This window comes from Streptomyces xylophagus (assembly GCF_000716435.1).
GTDB lineage: Bacteria > Actinomycetota > Actinomycetes > Streptomycetales > Streptomycetaceae > Streptomyces > Streptomyces xylophagus.
In genome coordinates this window covers 202,423-215,753 of record NZ_JNWO01000006.1, presented here as the reverse complement: position 1 = coordinate 215,753, position 13,331 = coordinate 202,423, and the positions used below count along the sequence as shown (strand labels likewise).

Sequence of the window (13,331 nt, the reverse complement as noted above, 5' to 3'; positions counted from 1 at the left end):
GCACCGTGGCCAGCCGACACCAGTGAGACACCGAAGCAACTTCACTAGGGAGTCCTGCGCAAGGTGCCTGTATGGGTGTTGAGAGCTAGTCAGGTCACGTTTCCGCAGGCTAGAGTCCCGGCTAGTCACGTTGCCTTCTAAGCGCTTGGCCGCAGGTTCGAGTCCTGCCGGGGGCGCCCACAGCATCTGTCCGCACCCACCCCGTAGCAGGACCCTTGATCCTGGTCCTCGACGTGCGGGCATGGCGGCTTCAGTCCTTTCCAGCCCGGTCAGTGGACGCCACGTCGAGTGGTGCCGGCACACGTGTCGGCCGATGTGGCGGCTCGTTACGATCATGGCCCTCGCTTCGCCGACCAGGGGGTCCTGTGACGACGAAAGGCCCCCCACGCCGCCATGGCTCAGCGTTTGCACGACCAAGCTCCGTCCCGGTCCGGCGAGTTCGCCGAGTTCGACGAGTTCGGCCCGTCCCCGGAGCCGCCCGCGGTCCACGCGAAGGTGCTGCGGGACGAACTCGTGGCGGCGGCCGAGTGGGTCGCCCGGTACCTGAGCGAACTGCCGCAGGGCCCGGTGAGCCGTCCGCTGCCTGCGCGGGTGCGGTCCCGGTTGCGTGCGGGACAACTGCGGCAACAGGGCGGGGAGTTCGGCGGGGTGCTGGACTTCGTGCGCGACGAGATCGCACCGTACCCGACCGGGAACGGACACCCCGCGTTCTTCGCCTGGGTCAACTCGCCGCCCGCACCGGCCGGGATCGTCGCCGATCTGCTGGCCTGTGCCGTCAACGCGACCTGTGGGATGGGCGAGAACGCCCTGATGGACCTGGAACGCGGCACCGTGCGCATGCTCGCCGACCTGGCGGGCCTGCCCGCCGGCACGGGCGGGGTCCTCACCAGCGGCGGCTCCATGGCCAACCTGCTCGCCCTCGCCACCGCCCGCACCTGGTTCCTCGCCCGGCGCGGCTCCGGCGACGGCCCCGCCTTCGACCACGACCACGCCCGCCTCACCCTGTACTACAGCGCCCAGGCACACATGTCCGTCGCCAAGGCAGCCGCCTGCATCGGCCTGCCCGCCCACCGGCTGCGCCCCGTCGCCACCGACCCGCACGACCGCCTGGACCCCGCCGCCCTGCGCGCCGCGGTCACCGCCGACCTGGACGCGGGCCTGCTGCCCTTCTGCGCCGTCACCACACTCGGCACCACCGCCACCGGCGCCGTGGATCCCCTCGAACCGGTCACGGAACTGTGCCGCAGCGTGGGGATGTGGCACCACGCGGACGGGGCGTGGGGCGGACTCGGCGCCGGTGTGCCGGCCCTGGCGCCCCACTACGGGGGCGTCGGCGGCGTCGATTCACTGACCGTGGACCCGCACAAGACGCTCAGCGTCCCGGTGGGCTGCGGGGCGCTGCTCGTCCCGGACCCCGAGCACCTGCACACGGCCTTCGCCCACCAGGCGTCCTACCTCACCGCCGGTGAACCGGACGCCCTGCCCTGGCTGTCCCATGCCACGATCGAGCTGACCCGTCCCGGCACCCGGGCCCTCGGCCTGTGGGCCACCCTGCACCACCTGGGCCGCGACGGCGTCACCGGCCTGATCGAGCACTACCTTGCCCTCGCCGACGGGCTGCGCGCGCGGATCACCGCCGAACCCCGGCTCCACCTGCCGGCGGGCGGTCCGTGGCCGGTCGCCTGCTTCCGGATCACCGACCCCGACGGGGGCGACCCGGACGGCCTGCACACCCGCGTCGCCCGCCGGGTCCAGGACAACGGACGCGCCTACCTCGCCACCGTCGCCGTCCACGGCCGTACCGTCCTGCGCGCCGCCCTGTGCAACTACCGCACCACCACCGACGACCTCGACCTGCTGATCCGCGAAGTCCTCCACGCCGCCGACGCCGAGCACTCCGCCCCCGGAGAGTGAGGCGATGCGGACCTCCGCGGAACCCGGTGCCGTCTTCCCGCCCCGGACGCCTGGACGGAAGATGGTGTCCTGCCAAGCCGTGCCCGACGAACTCCGCACAGCCTCTGGTCGTGGAGCGGCACCCGCGCAACTCGCCGCGTGGCGAAGCCAGTTAAAAGCTCGTTGAGCGAAAGGTGATCACTCATGGCTGACGATCCGGTCGCGCCACAGGCATCGCCCGGTATCGAGCACGACGCATCCGACGCACCCGACATACCCAACGTCGCCCGGATCTACGACTACTTCCTCGGCGGCCACACGCACTACCCCGCCGACCGCGCGGCCGCCGACCGCATCACCGCCGCCAACCCCCAAGCACCCCTGCTGGCCCGCGCCATGCGCCGCTGGCTGGTGCGGGTCGTGGCCGCGATGACCGCCGAGGGCATCACCCAGTTCCTCGACCTGGGGGCCGGCCTGCCCACCCAGGACAACGTGCACGAGGTCGCCGCCCGCCACCACCCCGACACCAGGGTCGTCTACGTCGACAACGACCCCGTCGTCCTTGCCCAGGGCAGACCACTGCTGGAACCCGGACGGTCCGTACTGCTCCTGGGTGACGTTCAGGACATGGCGTCCGTCCTCGACCACCCCGACCTGCACACCCTGATCGACCTCACCGCCCCGCTCGGCGTCATCGTCTCCGGCGTCGTCCACTTCCTGCCCGAAACAGCCGCCACCGCGGCCCAGTTCGCCACCCTCCGCGAACGTCTGGCCCCGGGCAGCGCCCTTGCCCTCAACTCTCTGGTGTCCGACGCCGATCCGACCGGCGCCACCACGCTGTTCCGCCTCTACCAGGGGGAAACAGGACGCGGCCAGCTCCGCACAGCGGATCAACTCCGGCAGTTCTTCGCCGACTTCACCCTGCAACGACCGGGCCTCGTCCCTCTGGACGACTGGCGTCCCGACGTCCCCGTCCCGCCGTCCGCTCTCCCCGAACCGTTGATCTGGGGCGGCATGGCGCGCAAACCGAGCTACCGATCAACTCCCGCTCCGCGCCCGGGAATCTCGCCGAGGTGACCATCCCGACCGTCCGCGACGCCACCCCCTCGGACGCCGACGCCGTCTACCGTCTGCTGACCGGGTTCGTGACGAGTCACCGGCCCGACCGCGCGGTCTTCGACGGCGTCACGTTCCCTCGGATCATCGAGTCCGCCGCGGACGGCGGAGCCGAGTTCCTGGTCGCCGAAGCCGGTCAGGACACGCACGTGATCGGCTACCTGCTCGCGCTGCGCGTACCCACCCTCTTCGCCGGCGGAACGATCCTCGAACTGCTGGAACTCACGGTGGACGCACCCCTGCGGGGCCGTGGTACGGGTGCCGCACTGGTCCGGGCCGCGCAGGCACGTGCCCGGGAGGCGAAGGACGTCGAGGTGACCGTGCCGACCCGCAGGGCGGCCGACTTCTACCGCACTCTGGGATTCCAGGAGACCGCCGTCCATCTCAAGTGGCCCACTGTGTGACCGGCAGAGCACCGGGGCTGTCCCTCGCGACCTGGATCACCAACCCGGCGATGGACAGCCCACAACCGGCCACGACCCGCCACAACCGACGCCCGTGTTTCCGCCCGGTTTCCGTTACGTCCGGATGGATACGTAATGGTCAAAACTTGGCCCCGAACGCTTGTGGGGTTTCCCATGGCCCCCGATCATTGGCCGAATCCCGCCCCTCCCCATCCCCGCAGGAGCCCCGGTGGCCGCTGGTCAGATAACCTCCGAGCCGGCCGGTGCGCCGGCCGCAGCCCAGGCGGAGCGGCAGAAGCTGCGCAAGCACTTCGGCCGTTTCGACATCCTCTTCTTCCTCCTCTGCACGATCGTCGGCGTGGACACGATCGGCACGGTCGCCTCGTCCGGCGCCGAGGCGTTCACCTGGCTCATCGTGCTGGCCGCGGTGTTCTTCATCCCCTCCGCGCTGCTGACCGCCGAACTCGGCGCCGCGTTCCCGGAGGAGGGCGGCCCCTACATCTGGACCAGCCGGGCCTTCGGCCGCCTAGCGGGCGCCGTCAACAACTTCCTGTACTGGATCACCAACCCGGTCTGGCTCGGCGGCACCCTCGCCGTCTCCGCCGTCACGGCGTACACGACCTTCTTCAACCACGGCAAGGACCTGAGCACCCCCGCCTTCTACGTCTTCGCCCTCGTCTTCATCTGGGTCGGCGTCCTCGCCGCGATCCTCTCCTTCGACGTCGGCAAGTGGATCCCCACCATCGGCGCCTGGAGCCGCTTCGTCCTCCTCGGCCTGTTCACGATCACGGTCGTCGTCTACGGCATCCAGCACGGCCTGCACGGCTTCGGCCCCGGCGACTTCTCACCGACGTACGCGGGCTTCGTCGGCCTGGTGCCCGTCCTGATGTTCAACTACGTCGGCTTCGAGCTGCCCAACACGGCCGGCGACGAGATGACCGACGCGCAGAAGGACGTCCCGTTCGCGATCTTCCGCAGCGCCGCCCTCGCCGTAGTCCTCTACGCGCTCCCCATCCTCGGCATCCTGCTCGTCCTCCCGGTCAAGGCCATCACCGGCCTCGGCGGCTTCCTCGACGCGATCCGCCAGGTCTTCACCGTCTACGGCGGTGACGTGGCCGCCGACGGCACGGTCACCAGCAGCGGCGCCGGCACGGTGCTCGGGGACATCGCCGCGGTCCTGTTCATCCTCACGGTGCTGTCCTCCGGCGTCACCTGGGTCATGGGCTCCGACCGCGCCCTCGCCGTCTCCGGCTACGACGGCGCCGCGCCCCGCTTCCTCGGCGTCATCTCCAGCCGGTTCGGCACACCGGTGCGGGTCAACATCCTCAGCGGCCTGGTCTCCACCCTCGTCCTGGTCCTGGCCCACCAACTCACCAACGGCAGCGCGGCGAAGCTCTTCGGCGCCGTCCTCGGCCTCGCCATTTCCACCACCCTCATCAGCTACCTGGGCATCTTCCCGGCCCTCGCGGTATTGCGCTACAAGGCCCCGGACGTCCCCCGCCCCTACAGGGCGCCCTTCCCCCGCACCATCAGCGTGGTCCTCACCGTGCTCATCCTGTTCGCCAGCGTGCAGCTGATCGCTCCCGGACTCGGCGACCACTGGTTCAAGAAGGGCGAGTACGCCGTGGACGGCTGGACCCACGCCGAGCGCTGGAAGTACCTCCTCACCGAGGCCGTACCGCTCGCCGTCTTCATGCTCCTCGGCGTCCTCTTCTGGGCCCTGGGCCGCCCGACCCGCAAGGCCATCACCCTCGCGAAGAGCAGCGATCCAGGGGAGTAGCGTTCCGGGTGATCACCGGGGAAACGGGACCCCGGACCCGACCGAAGGAACCCAACCGCCGTGCGCCTGCGCTGTGTTGTCCTCGACGACTATCAGAACGTCGCGACCGAACTCGCCGACTGGTCGTCGGTCGAGGACACCGTGGAGGTCGTGAGCCTGCGTGAACACCTCGACGGCGAGGGCGAGTTGGCCGCCGCCCTCGCCACCGCCGACATCGTCGTCACCCTGCGCGAACGCGTCCCCTTCCCCGCCTCGCTCCTCGCCCGGCTCCCCCGCCTGAAGCTGCTCGTCGCCTCCGGCATGCGCAACACGGTCATCGACTACGCCGCCGCCGAGGCGCACGGCGTCACCGTGTGCGGTACGGCCAGCTCCTCGACCCCGCCCGTCGAACTGACCTGGGCCCTGCTGCTGGGCCTCGCCCGCGGGATCGTCGAAGAGAGCAACTCCCTGCGCGGTGGCGGCCCTTGGCAGCAGACGGTCGGCGCCGACCTGCACGGCCGTACCCTCGGACTGCTCGGCCTCGGCAAGATCGGCAGCCGCGTCGCCCAGGTGGGCCTGGCCTTCGGCATGCGCGTCACCGCGTGGAGCGAGCACCTCACCAAGGAGCGCGCGGACGAGGTGGGCGTACAACTCGCCGCTTCCAAGGAGGAGTTGCTCGCGAGCAGCGACTTCGTCTCGATCCACCTGGCCCTCGGCGACCGCACCCGCGGTCTCCTCGGACCGGCCGAACTCGCCCTCCTCAAGCCGACCTCGTACCTGATCAACACCTCACGCGCGGCGATCGTCGACCAGGACGCCCTGCTCGCCGCCCTGCACGAGGGCCGGATCGCCGGCGCCGGCCTCGACGTCTTCGACACCGAGCCACTCCCCGCCGACCACCCGCTCCGCACGGCACCGAGGCTCCTCGCGACACCCCACCTCGGCTATGTGTCGCACGCCAACTACACGACGTACTACGGCCAGGCCGTCGAGGACATCCAGGCCTACCTGGCGGGTTCACCCGTACGACAGCTGCCGTAGGACAGGGAGATCAGGACAGGGAGATCACGCCTCGGTGCGCTGATAGATGCCGTCGCCCCGCCGCAGGTGGTGGAGATCCACCAGGTAGCGGCGGAGCGTCACATGGTCGACCTCTCCGTCCTCGCACCAGGCGCGCAACTTCTCGTTGACCGTGCGCTCGGGGTACTGGACGCCAGGCGTGAAGGTCTGCTCGGCGATGTGCTGGAGCACCACCTGCTTGCGGGTCCACTGGGCGGGGAGGCGGACCAGCCGGCCGCCCCGGACGAAGGTCCGCAGGATCATGTCGGTGTGCTCGTCACCGGTGACCGGGCCGTCCTCGGCGGGCTCCTCGCCCTGGCGCGCGAGGTTCTTGAACAGGTCGTAGTCGACGCGCAGTTCACCGTCGTCCATGGTCTTCACCACGCCCTGTTCGCGCAGCTTGAGCAGGGCGACGGCCGTACCCCTCGGGGTCAGGCCGGCCACCTCGGCGACCTGCTCGGTGGTCTCCGCGCCCAGGGCCACCGCCGCGAAGGCGCGCACTCGGTTCTGCTCGGCGAACAGACGGAACAGTTGGTCGGTTGCCATGCCGGGAGATTAGTGGACATCCCCCCGCCGAGGGCACCGAATTTCCGGCCGTCGAACATCCACTCCCGGCGCTCGAAGTCCTGTTCAAAAAGGTGATCCCCGCGCTGTCGCCGTTACCAGGCATGGGCCACGGCGTTGAACTCGGAGTGCGGTGGCGAGTCGTGCCGTCGTACTCATCGAACCAAAGGAGAACGTGATGTCTCGCATCGCGAAGGCGGCCGTAGTCGCCCTCGGCACGGGTGCTGTGGCGCTCAGCGGCGCCGGCCTGGCCATGGCGGACGCGGGCGCGCAGGGTGCGGCCGTCGGTTCGCCCGGCGTCCTGTCGGGCAACGTCGTGCAGGTCCCGGTCCACATCCCGGTCAACGTCTGCGGCAACACCATCAGCGTGATCGGCCTGCTGAACCCGGCCTTCGGCAACACCTGCGCCAACGTGAGCGACCACGGCAAGGGCGGTCACCCCGGCCCGGGCGGCTACGGCGACAACGGCTACGGCCACTGATTCGACCGCACACGCGGACGGACGTACGCGAAGAGCCCCGGCACCTCAGGCGCCGGGGCTCTCCCCGTGTCCGCGACCGGTCAGCCGCGGCGGTTCATCGCGTCACGCGTACCGGTAAATGGTGCCGATGTCCTCCAGCTGCTCCGGCGTCACGTCCCACGGCGGCATCCGCTCCTGCCGTGCCACGACCCGCCCCTCCTGGTCGTCGCCCGGCCCCGGCGGCCGCGCCGGCAGATAGCGGGCGCCGCGGTGCCTGCTCTGCCAGCGCGACCACTGGAGGTCGATGAAGGCGTGGTGGAGCCAGAAGACCGGGTCGTTGACGGAGGCGCCGCCGAGCATCACACCCCCGACCCACTTGTGGACCCGGTTGTGGTTGCGCCAGGACGCGCTGCCCGACCCGGTGCCCCACCCTTCGAGCCGGTTGCGGAACCCCTTGCGGGAGGTCGAGTCCCAGGGCGCCGTGTCGTAGACGGGATCGGCGAGCGCCCCGTCCAGGTCGCTCCTCGTCGGCAGCGCGATCGGCGCGGCCGCGTGGCCGAGGTCCCGGGTGAGGTACGGCTCGTCGGTGATCCCCTCCTTGATCGTCCAGTTGCCCGTCGCGTAGGCGAACGGCCCGGTCGTCACCCGGTGGTCGGAGCGCCGCCCGGTGCCGCCGAGCAGGTCCTTCGTCCAGGGCAGGGCGGTCGCGGAGCGGTCCCGCGTCCAGTCCCAATAGGGCACCGTCACCGAGGAGTCGACGCGGCGCAGGGCCCGCTCCAGGTCCAGCAGGAACTGCCGGTGCCAGGGCAGGAAGGAGGGCGCCATGTGCGCGGAGCGCAGTCCGTACTCCCCGTCGGGCACGAAGAACTCGATGTGCGTGCGCACGAACTCGTCGTACTCGCCCCGCCGTTTGATCTCGAGGAGCGCCGCCACGAACCGCCGCTTCTCGGCCGCGGTGAGGGTGCTGACGTCCTTACGCGTGTACGCCATGGTCTCCCCCCATGTGCATCTGCCCCATGTGCATCTGCCCCATCTGCCCGTCCGCCTCGCGCAGTTCACGGCCGGGGCTCAGCTCGTCGACAGCCGCGCGGGTCGCCTCCAGCGCGGTGGGATACGAGCGGTAGTGGTCGACCATGCTGAGCCAGGTGCCGTCGGCCCGGCGCATCAGATGCAACGGCCGGCCGTCCACCGTCACCTCCCAACTGCCCTTCAGCACACCGTGGATACGACGGCCCCGGTACGTCTCGTCGAAGGCGGTGTCCCCGGGATCCGCACCGGAGCGCGTGGGCCGCGAGGCCGCGACGACGGGCACGAGAGCCACGGCGAGCGCGGCACCGAACACCCCGCGCAACGCGTCCCGCCGCGTCCTGCGCACCGGCCCCGGTCTCACCGGGCTCAACGCCTCCCCGCCCACCGGCACTCCACCGACGCTCACGCTCATGGCCAACTCCCTCGTCCGTTCCGCTTCGTCCGAGGGGCTAACCGTCCGACACCCCGCACGGTCACCGTCCGAAAGGCTCAGGGCAAACGGAAGGGCCCGGGTCGCACCACCCGGGCCCATGTCCACCGCTGCGCTACGAGGCCTAGAGGCCGGCCCCCGTGACCAGGTCCGCGCCCGGCACGGTCTGCAGGACCGGCGCCAGCACGCCCACCTGGGGCGCCTTCAGGTCCGGGAGGCCGAAGTTGTCGGGGTTGGGCGGGGTCAGCGGGGCGTCCAGGGCCAGGCCCGGGGCCAGCGTGCGCAGGTCCGAGGCGGGGGTGCTGACGCCGACGTGGTCGAAGCCGTCGCCGAGGACGTGCGGCAGCGGGGCACGCAGGCCGAGGCCGGGCAGGCCGCCGTGGACCGGGAGTTGGGGCAGTGCCCGCTCGGGGATGAGCCGGCCCTCGACGTACCGCGGGCCCTCGGGCGTGCCCGGCATGGGCACCGGCACCTCTCCGCCCAGGTGGGGGAGTTCCATGCCGAGGGCGCTCTCCGCGCCCTCCAGCGGCACGGGCACGGGAACCGTGCCGAGCGCGGCGGCGGGGGTCGCGGTGGCGGCGCCGGCCGCGGCCGCCACGGCCGTGATGACGGCGGCGATGGTTCCTCGGGTGGTCGACTTCATCTCGAGTACGGTCCCTTTCGGAATTCGGAGGCTCTGCCTTCTGAGGCTCTGCGTGCTGACCGGGTAACGATGCCGGGAAGGACATCAGTTCAAGATTCCCCCGAGTGCCGCAGTAGTCAGCTTTTCCCGAATTCCCATCAGCAGGCCGGAATCGACTTCCCGTCAGCGGGCCGGAATCGGCGTTCCCGCCCGCTGTCCGGTGATCAGCCGCGCAGGCTGCGGGCGGGCAGGATGACGTGCGCGGCGGCGTTCAGGGTCTCCTCGGAGCCGGCGAACGCGGCCAGCGCCTCGGGGGTGACGGGCTTGCCGGGCTCGGCCTCGGGCCACGGGCGGGTGGTGAACACGAGGTAGGCGAAGCCGCGTTCGCCGACCGCCGCGAGCCACTCGGGCGGCGGCACGCACTGGGCGTTGAGCTGCGGCATGTTGAGGACGGCCTGCCCGGACTCGACGAGCATCGTGATCGGCAGGCTGGGCTTGGTGGCGCCGTCGACGACGTTGCCACCGACCGGGAGCCCGTTGTCGGTCAGCAGCCGTTCCACGGCGGCGGTGGCGGCCTCGGGGCCGTCCGCGGCGTCGCCCAGGGTGTAGGCGAGGAGATAGGGCATGTCCCCGTCGGGGGCCTCGCCGCTCCAGGCCAGGACGACGAGGGTGCCGAGGTCGGCGACGCGGAAGGGGCGCGTTTCGCTTGAGGTTGAGGTCACCGCGCGACCTTATCGACGGGCCGGAAGACCACCGGCCGCGTTCTCACCCGTCCGGCCGATGGCGCGGGCGCCCCGCCACACGAACGAGGGACGCCTCTCGACGCCCCTCGAACACCACCGGAGAAATTCAGCTCTGCAGCGGCAGTCCGCCGAGCAGCGGGTTGTGCTGGTTCAGCGCGCCGGCCGCACCCTTGACGGTGCTGAGCGGGGACTGCTTGTTCTCGGTGTCGAGCGCGTCCGACTGGTGCTGCAGCGGCATCACGTCGGCGGGCTGGAGCTGACCACTGGTGAGGGTGTTGACGGCGCCGGTGAGGCTGGTGGGCGTCACGTCGGCGGGGCTGTAGGCGAACGCGGGCGCGGCGGCACCGGCGAGGGCGACGGACCCGGCAACGACAGCGGCAGCCTTCAGGGACTTCATCGTGTTCCTTTCTTCGGCAACTCATGTCACCAGAGGGAATTCTGTCGCCGTGTCCAACGATTTCCGACCGGGCTGGAAACCCCGTGCGCAGAAACTTTCTGCTCCCCACTCGAATGCAGCGTGTGTCTCATCGGCGTTTCCCATCCTCATATGAAAAGGCCGTTGGGCCGGTCCCGGAAAGGACCGGCCCAACGGCTTTTCCACGACTGCTCGCGTCACACTCCCGGAACCGCGGGCACGGCGGGCAGGGCCGGTGCCGCCGGCACCGCGGGGAGCGAGGACGTGGACGGCAGCGCGGGCAGCGCCGGGAGACCGGCCAGGCTCGGCGCGGGCAGACCGCCGCCCAGCAGCGTGGCCGCGACCACGTTGACGAGTCCCGTCACCACACCGGTGACCGCCGGGACGACCCCGCCGACATCGCCGGATGTGACGGCGGTGAGCAGGCTGGCGACCGCTTTCTGCAGGGAGGCCAGGGCGTCCCCGGCGAGGTCGGCGGGCGCCTTCTTGCCCTTGGAGTCGTCACCGCTCTTCGGCAGCGCGGGCAGGGCGGGAGTCGCGGGCAGGGCAGGGGTGGCGGGCAGCGCGGGCGTCGCCGGAAGGGCCGGGACAGCCGGGACAGCGGGAGCCGCCGGTACGGCCGGCGCCGCCGGAACAGCCGGAGCGGCCGGAACAGCCGGAGCGGCCGGGGCCGCAGCGGTGATCTTGGCGACGGCCTCGTTGACGGTGTCGACGAGCTTCTGCGCCTGGTCGGCGGAGAGCTGGCCGTTGTCGGCCTTGAGCACCTGGTTCAGCAGGTCGGTGACCGGGGTGAGCACGCTGCCGACGTCGCCGAGGCCCTTGACCTGGGCGAGCAGCCCGTCGGCTCCAGGGACCGGCACGCTCGACGCGGCGTGGACGTGCTTCCGCGCCGAGTCGTTGTCGGCCGCGACGGCCGAGGGGCCGGCGATTCCGATCAGGACGGTGGCACAGAGTACGGAGGACGCGATGCGCCGTGCGGGCAGACCACGCATGGGGTGTTCCTTTCGGTGGTGCTTCGGATCTTGAGCCCACCGTGAAAGCGCTCACCACCATCTGCAACCGGTCGATCGCGCCGGGTGACCCTCCGTCAGCCGTACGGTCGACGTCGTGCCTGGTGAGGGCCATGTCAAGACCGGACCGCCGGACCGGCACCGCTACCGCCCATTCGGGGCAACGCCCCTCGACACCACCCCCAACGCCAACCGGCCGTCCCCCCGCGGAAACACCACGGGGAAACGGCCGGCCGAAGGGATGCGCGCGGACGTCAGTCGTTGACGCACTCGTTGCCGAACGCGGGGTTCAGCAGGCCGATGACGTTGACGGTGTTGCCGCAGACGTTGACCGGGATGTGAACCGGAACCTGGACGACGTTGCCCGACAGCACGCCCGGGGAGTGGGCGGCGGCGCCGTGCGCGTCGCTGTCGGCGGCGGCGATGCCGGCGGTGCCCGCCATGGCGGCGGCGGCAACGGAGGTCAGGACCAGGCCCTTCGCGATACGCGACATGGAGAGGTGCTCCTTGGGGTTGAAACAAACATCCGGGCGGGGATGCCCGGCGCTGTGTCAACGCGCGACGCCCACGGGGGTTGTGCCGCCAATGGGGTGATGTCCCACAGGGCCGAACTTCACCATTCCGACACACTTGTCACGTTTCGCCGGATTAATACGGATAGCCACTAGAGTTGCGCACCTCCCGAAGTACCCCTATAGCCAGCAAATCGCATATAGGGGCCGTACTTCTCGAAAGGGCATCTCCGGTCATGCGCAATTCCCTGGGTCCGCTGCTGCGCCGGGCGTCGACGGGCGCCCTGGCCCTCGTCACGATCTGGGCCCCGGCCGCCTCCGGAGCGTCCGCCCCCGCCGAGGCCGAGCGCGTCCCCCTCGCCCAGCGCTTTCACGCGCTCCAGCACGGCGGCATGGTCCGCGCGGCCAACACCTCCATCAGCTGCCGCGCGGACTCGGCCGCCTGCCCGGCCGTACGCGAGGGACAGAGTGCGGCCAACGGCGACTTCGACATGTTCTACGTCGACGTCGACCGCGACCCCAACACGTACAACTCCTCCCGCGCCGAGGTCCGGTTGCCCGAGGGCGCCCGGGCCACGTACGCACGCCTGTACTGGGGCGGGAACCTCCGGGTGGGCGAGCAGAAGCCGCCCGCGGACAACGGGCGGGTGCTGATCGCGGAGCCCGGCGGCGAGTACAAGGCGGTGCTCGCGGACACGGTCGTCGGGCACCGGGTGGCGGGCGGCGCGGACGCGTTCCAGGCCTCGGCGGATGTCACCGGGCTGGTCCAGGAGAGTGGTTCGGGTCTCTACACCGTGGCCCAGGTCAACACGGCGATGGGGAGGTCGGCGGCCGGGGCGTGGGGCGGCTGGACGCTCGTCGTGGCGTACGAGAAGCCGCAGGAGCCGTTGCGCCGACTGGAGTTGTGGGACGGCTTCGACGCGCTGGACTCCCGGACCGGCGCGGAGATCCGACTGCGCGGGCTGCACACGCCCGCGCACGCCGGGGGACGCGCGGGCGTGGTGGCGTACAACGGGGATCGCGGCCGCACCGGAGATTCGCTCACGCTCTCGACCGGTCGTACGAACGCCACCGCGCTCGGTGACGGCGCCAATCCCCATGACGATGTGCTGAATTCCACGATCAGCGACCCGGGGGCGGCGCCTTCGGAGCGTGCGCCCGCGTATGCGAACACGCTCGGCTACGACTCCGATGTGTTCGATCTCGGCAAGGCGCTGCGGCCGGGCGGTGACCAGCTGGCCTTCCGGCTCGTTTCCCAGCGGGACGCGGCGTGGTTCGGGGCGCTCTTCGTCGCCGTCGACGCCCAGCAGTGACG

The 13,331-nt window shown here is 71.0% G+C and carries 15 protein-coding genes; 7 read left to right on the top strand and 8 right to left on the bottom strand.

Annotated elements, in window-relative coordinates; translation table 11 throughout:
• The first annotated feature begins 393 nt into the window (after positions 1-393).
• From OO70_RS14425 to OO70_RS14405, 5 genes are all read left to right on the top strand, one after another.
• Complete coding sequence (locus OO70_RS14425; RefSeq protein ID WP_043669592.1) at positions 394-1,914, top strand: pyridoxal phosphate-dependent decarboxylase family protein; 1,521 nt, start codon at positions 394-396, stop codon at positions 1,912-1,914.
• A 183-nt stretch (positions 1,915-2,097) separates the two neighbouring features.
• Positions 2,098-2,970, top strand: a complete 873-nt coding sequence (locus OO70_RS14420) for an SAM-dependent methyltransferase (RefSeq protein ID WP_051741192.1) — start codon at positions 2,098-2,100, stop codon at positions 2,968-2,970.
• Positions 2,967-3,413, top strand: a complete 447-nt coding sequence (locus OO70_RS14415) for a GNAT family N-acetyltransferase (protein WP_051741190.1) — start codon at positions 2,967-2,969, stop codon at positions 3,411-3,413. The genes OO70_RS14420 and OO70_RS14415 overlap by 4 nt, the downstream gene beginning before the upstream one ends.
• A gap of 229 nt (positions 3,414-3,642) precedes the next feature.
• Positions 3,643-5,193 carry an APC family permease gene (locus OO70_RS14410; RefSeq protein ID WP_051741188.1) on the top strand — a complete coding sequence of 517 codons (1,551 nt, stop codon included), beginning with the start codon at positions 3,643-3,645 and terminating at the stop codon, positions 5,191-5,193.
• Positions 5,194-5,253: 60 nt separating this feature from the next.
• Positions 5,254-6,213, top strand: coding sequence for a D-2-hydroxyacid dehydrogenase family protein (locus OO70_RS14405; protein WP_043669589.1), 960 nt, complete (start codon positions 5,254-5,256; stop codon positions 6,211-6,213).
• Between the two features lie 24 nt (positions 6,214-6,237).
• Here the strand turns inward: OO70_RS14405 and OO70_RS14400 are convergent, their stop codons facing one another.
• Positions 6,238-6,777, bottom strand: a complete 540-nt coding sequence (locus OO70_RS14400; RefSeq protein ID WP_043669586.1) for a DUF2087 domain-containing protein — start codon at positions 6,775-6,777, stop codon at positions 6,238-6,240.
• 196 nt (positions 6,778-6,973) lie between these two features.
• Here OO70_RS14400 and OO70_RS14395 point away from each other — a divergent pair, with 196 nt between their 5' ends.
• A complete protein-coding gene (locus tag OO70_RS14395; RefSeq protein WP_043669582.1) occupies positions 6,974-7,276 on the top strand; it encodes a chaplin in 303 nt (100 codons plus the stop codon).
• Positions 7,277-7,378: 102 nt separating this feature from the next.
• On the opposite strand, the gene OO70_RS14390 is transcribed toward OO70_RS14395, so the two are convergent.
• The 7 genes from OO70_RS14390 to chpG form a co-directional block, all read right to left on the bottom strand.
• A complete protein-coding gene (locus OO70_RS14390) occupies positions 7,379-8,245 on the bottom strand; it encodes a tyrosinase family protein (RefSeq protein WP_043669580.1) in 867 nt (288 codons plus the stop codon).
• The gene (locus tag OO70_RS14385; RefSeq protein ID WP_043669578.1) at positions 8,229-8,696 is read right to left on the bottom strand and encodes a tyrosinase family oxidase copper chaperone; all 468 of its coding nucleotides are present in this window, start codon (positions 8,694-8,696) and stop codon (positions 8,229-8,231) included. Before OO70_RS14385 ends, OO70_RS14390 begins: the two co-directional genes overlap by 17 nt.
• A 142-nt stretch (positions 8,697-8,838) precedes the next feature.
• Complete coding sequence (locus OO70_RS14380) at positions 8,839-9,357, bottom strand: hypothetical protein (protein WP_043669576.1); 519 nt, start codon at positions 9,355-9,357, stop codon at positions 8,839-8,841.
• Between the two features lie 203 nt (positions 9,358-9,560).
• On the bottom strand, positions 9,561-10,058 hold the full coding sequence (locus OO70_RS14375; RefSeq protein ID WP_043669574.1) for a DUF5949 family protein: 498 nt from the start codon (positions 10,056-10,058) through the stop codon (positions 9,561-9,563).
• A 127-nt stretch (positions 10,059-10,185) separates the two neighbouring features.
• Positions 10,186-10,476 carry a hypothetical protein gene (locus OO70_RS14370; RefSeq protein WP_043669571.1) on the bottom strand — a complete coding sequence of 97 codons (291 nt, stop codon included), beginning with the start codon at positions 10,474-10,476 and terminating at the stop codon, positions 10,186-10,188.
• Positions 10,477-10,691: 215 nt separating this feature from the next.
• Positions 10,692-11,486 (bottom strand): hypothetical protein, encoded by a 795-nt coding sequence (locus OO70_RS55975; RefSeq protein ID WP_043669568.1) that lies wholly within the window; start codon positions 11,484-11,486, stop codon positions 10,692-10,694.
• Between the two features lie 272 nt (positions 11,487-11,758).
• Entirely contained in the window at positions 11,759-11,998 is a 240-nt protein-coding gene (gene chpG, locus OO70_RS14360; RefSeq protein ID WP_043669565.1) for a chaplin ChpG, read from the bottom strand.
• 254 nt (positions 11,999-12,252) lie between these two features.
• Between chpG and OO70_RS14355 the strand changes: the two genes are divergently transcribed.
• Complete coding sequence (locus tag OO70_RS14355; RefSeq protein ID WP_043669561.1) at positions 12,253-13,329, top strand: hypothetical protein; 1,077 nt, start codon at positions 12,253-12,255, stop codon at positions 13,327-13,329.
• The last annotated feature ends 2 nt before the right edge of the window (positions 13,330-13,331 follow it).

Excerpts from the sequence above, each read along its gene's own strand:
- OO70_RS14380 (WP_043669576.1), bottom strand. The coding sequence starts at position 9,357 with ATGAAGTCGACCACCCGAGGAACCATCGCCGCCGTCATCACGGCCGTG.
- OO70_RS14370 (WP_043669571.1), bottom strand. The coding sequence starts at position 10,476 with ATGAAGTCCCTGAAGGCTGCCGCTGTCGTTGCCGGGTCCGTCGCCCTC.
- OO70_RS14390 (WP_043669580.1), bottom strand. The coding sequence starts at position 8,245 with ATGGCGTACACGCGTAAGGACGTCAGCACCCTCACCGCGGCCGAGAAG.
- OO70_RS14425 (WP_043669592.1), top strand. The coding sequence starts at position 394 with ATGGCTCAGCGTTTGCACGACCAAGCTCCGTCCCGGTCCGGCGAGTTC.
- OO70_RS14355 (WP_043669561.1), top strand. The coding sequence starts at position 12,253 with ATGCGCAATTCCCTGGGTCCGCTGCTGCGCCGGGCGTCGACGGGCGCC.
- OO70_RS55975 (WP_043669568.1), bottom strand. The coding sequence starts at position 11,486 with ATGCGTGGTCTGCCCGCACGGCGCATCGCGTCCTCCGTACTCTGTGCC.
- OO70_RS14400 (WP_043669586.1), bottom strand. The coding sequence starts at position 6,777 with ATGGCAACCGACCAACTGTTCCGTCTGTTCGCCGAGCAGAACCGAGTG.
- OO70_RS14420 (WP_051741192.1), top strand. The coding sequence starts at position 2,098 with ATGGCTGACGATCCGGTCGCGCCACAGGCATCGCCCGGTATCGAGCAC.
- OO70_RS14385 (WP_043669578.1), bottom strand. The coding sequence starts at position 8,696 with ATGAGCGTGAGCGTCGGTGGAGTGCCGGTGGGCGGGGAGGCGTTGAGC.
- OO70_RS14395 (WP_043669582.1), top strand. The coding sequence starts at position 6,974 with ATGTCTCGCATCGCGAAGGCGGCCGTAGTCGCCCTCGGCACGGGTGCT.
- chpG (WP_043669565.1), bottom strand. The coding sequence starts at position 11,998 with ATGTCGCGTATCGCGAAGGGCCTGGTCCTGACCTCCGTTGCCGCCGCC.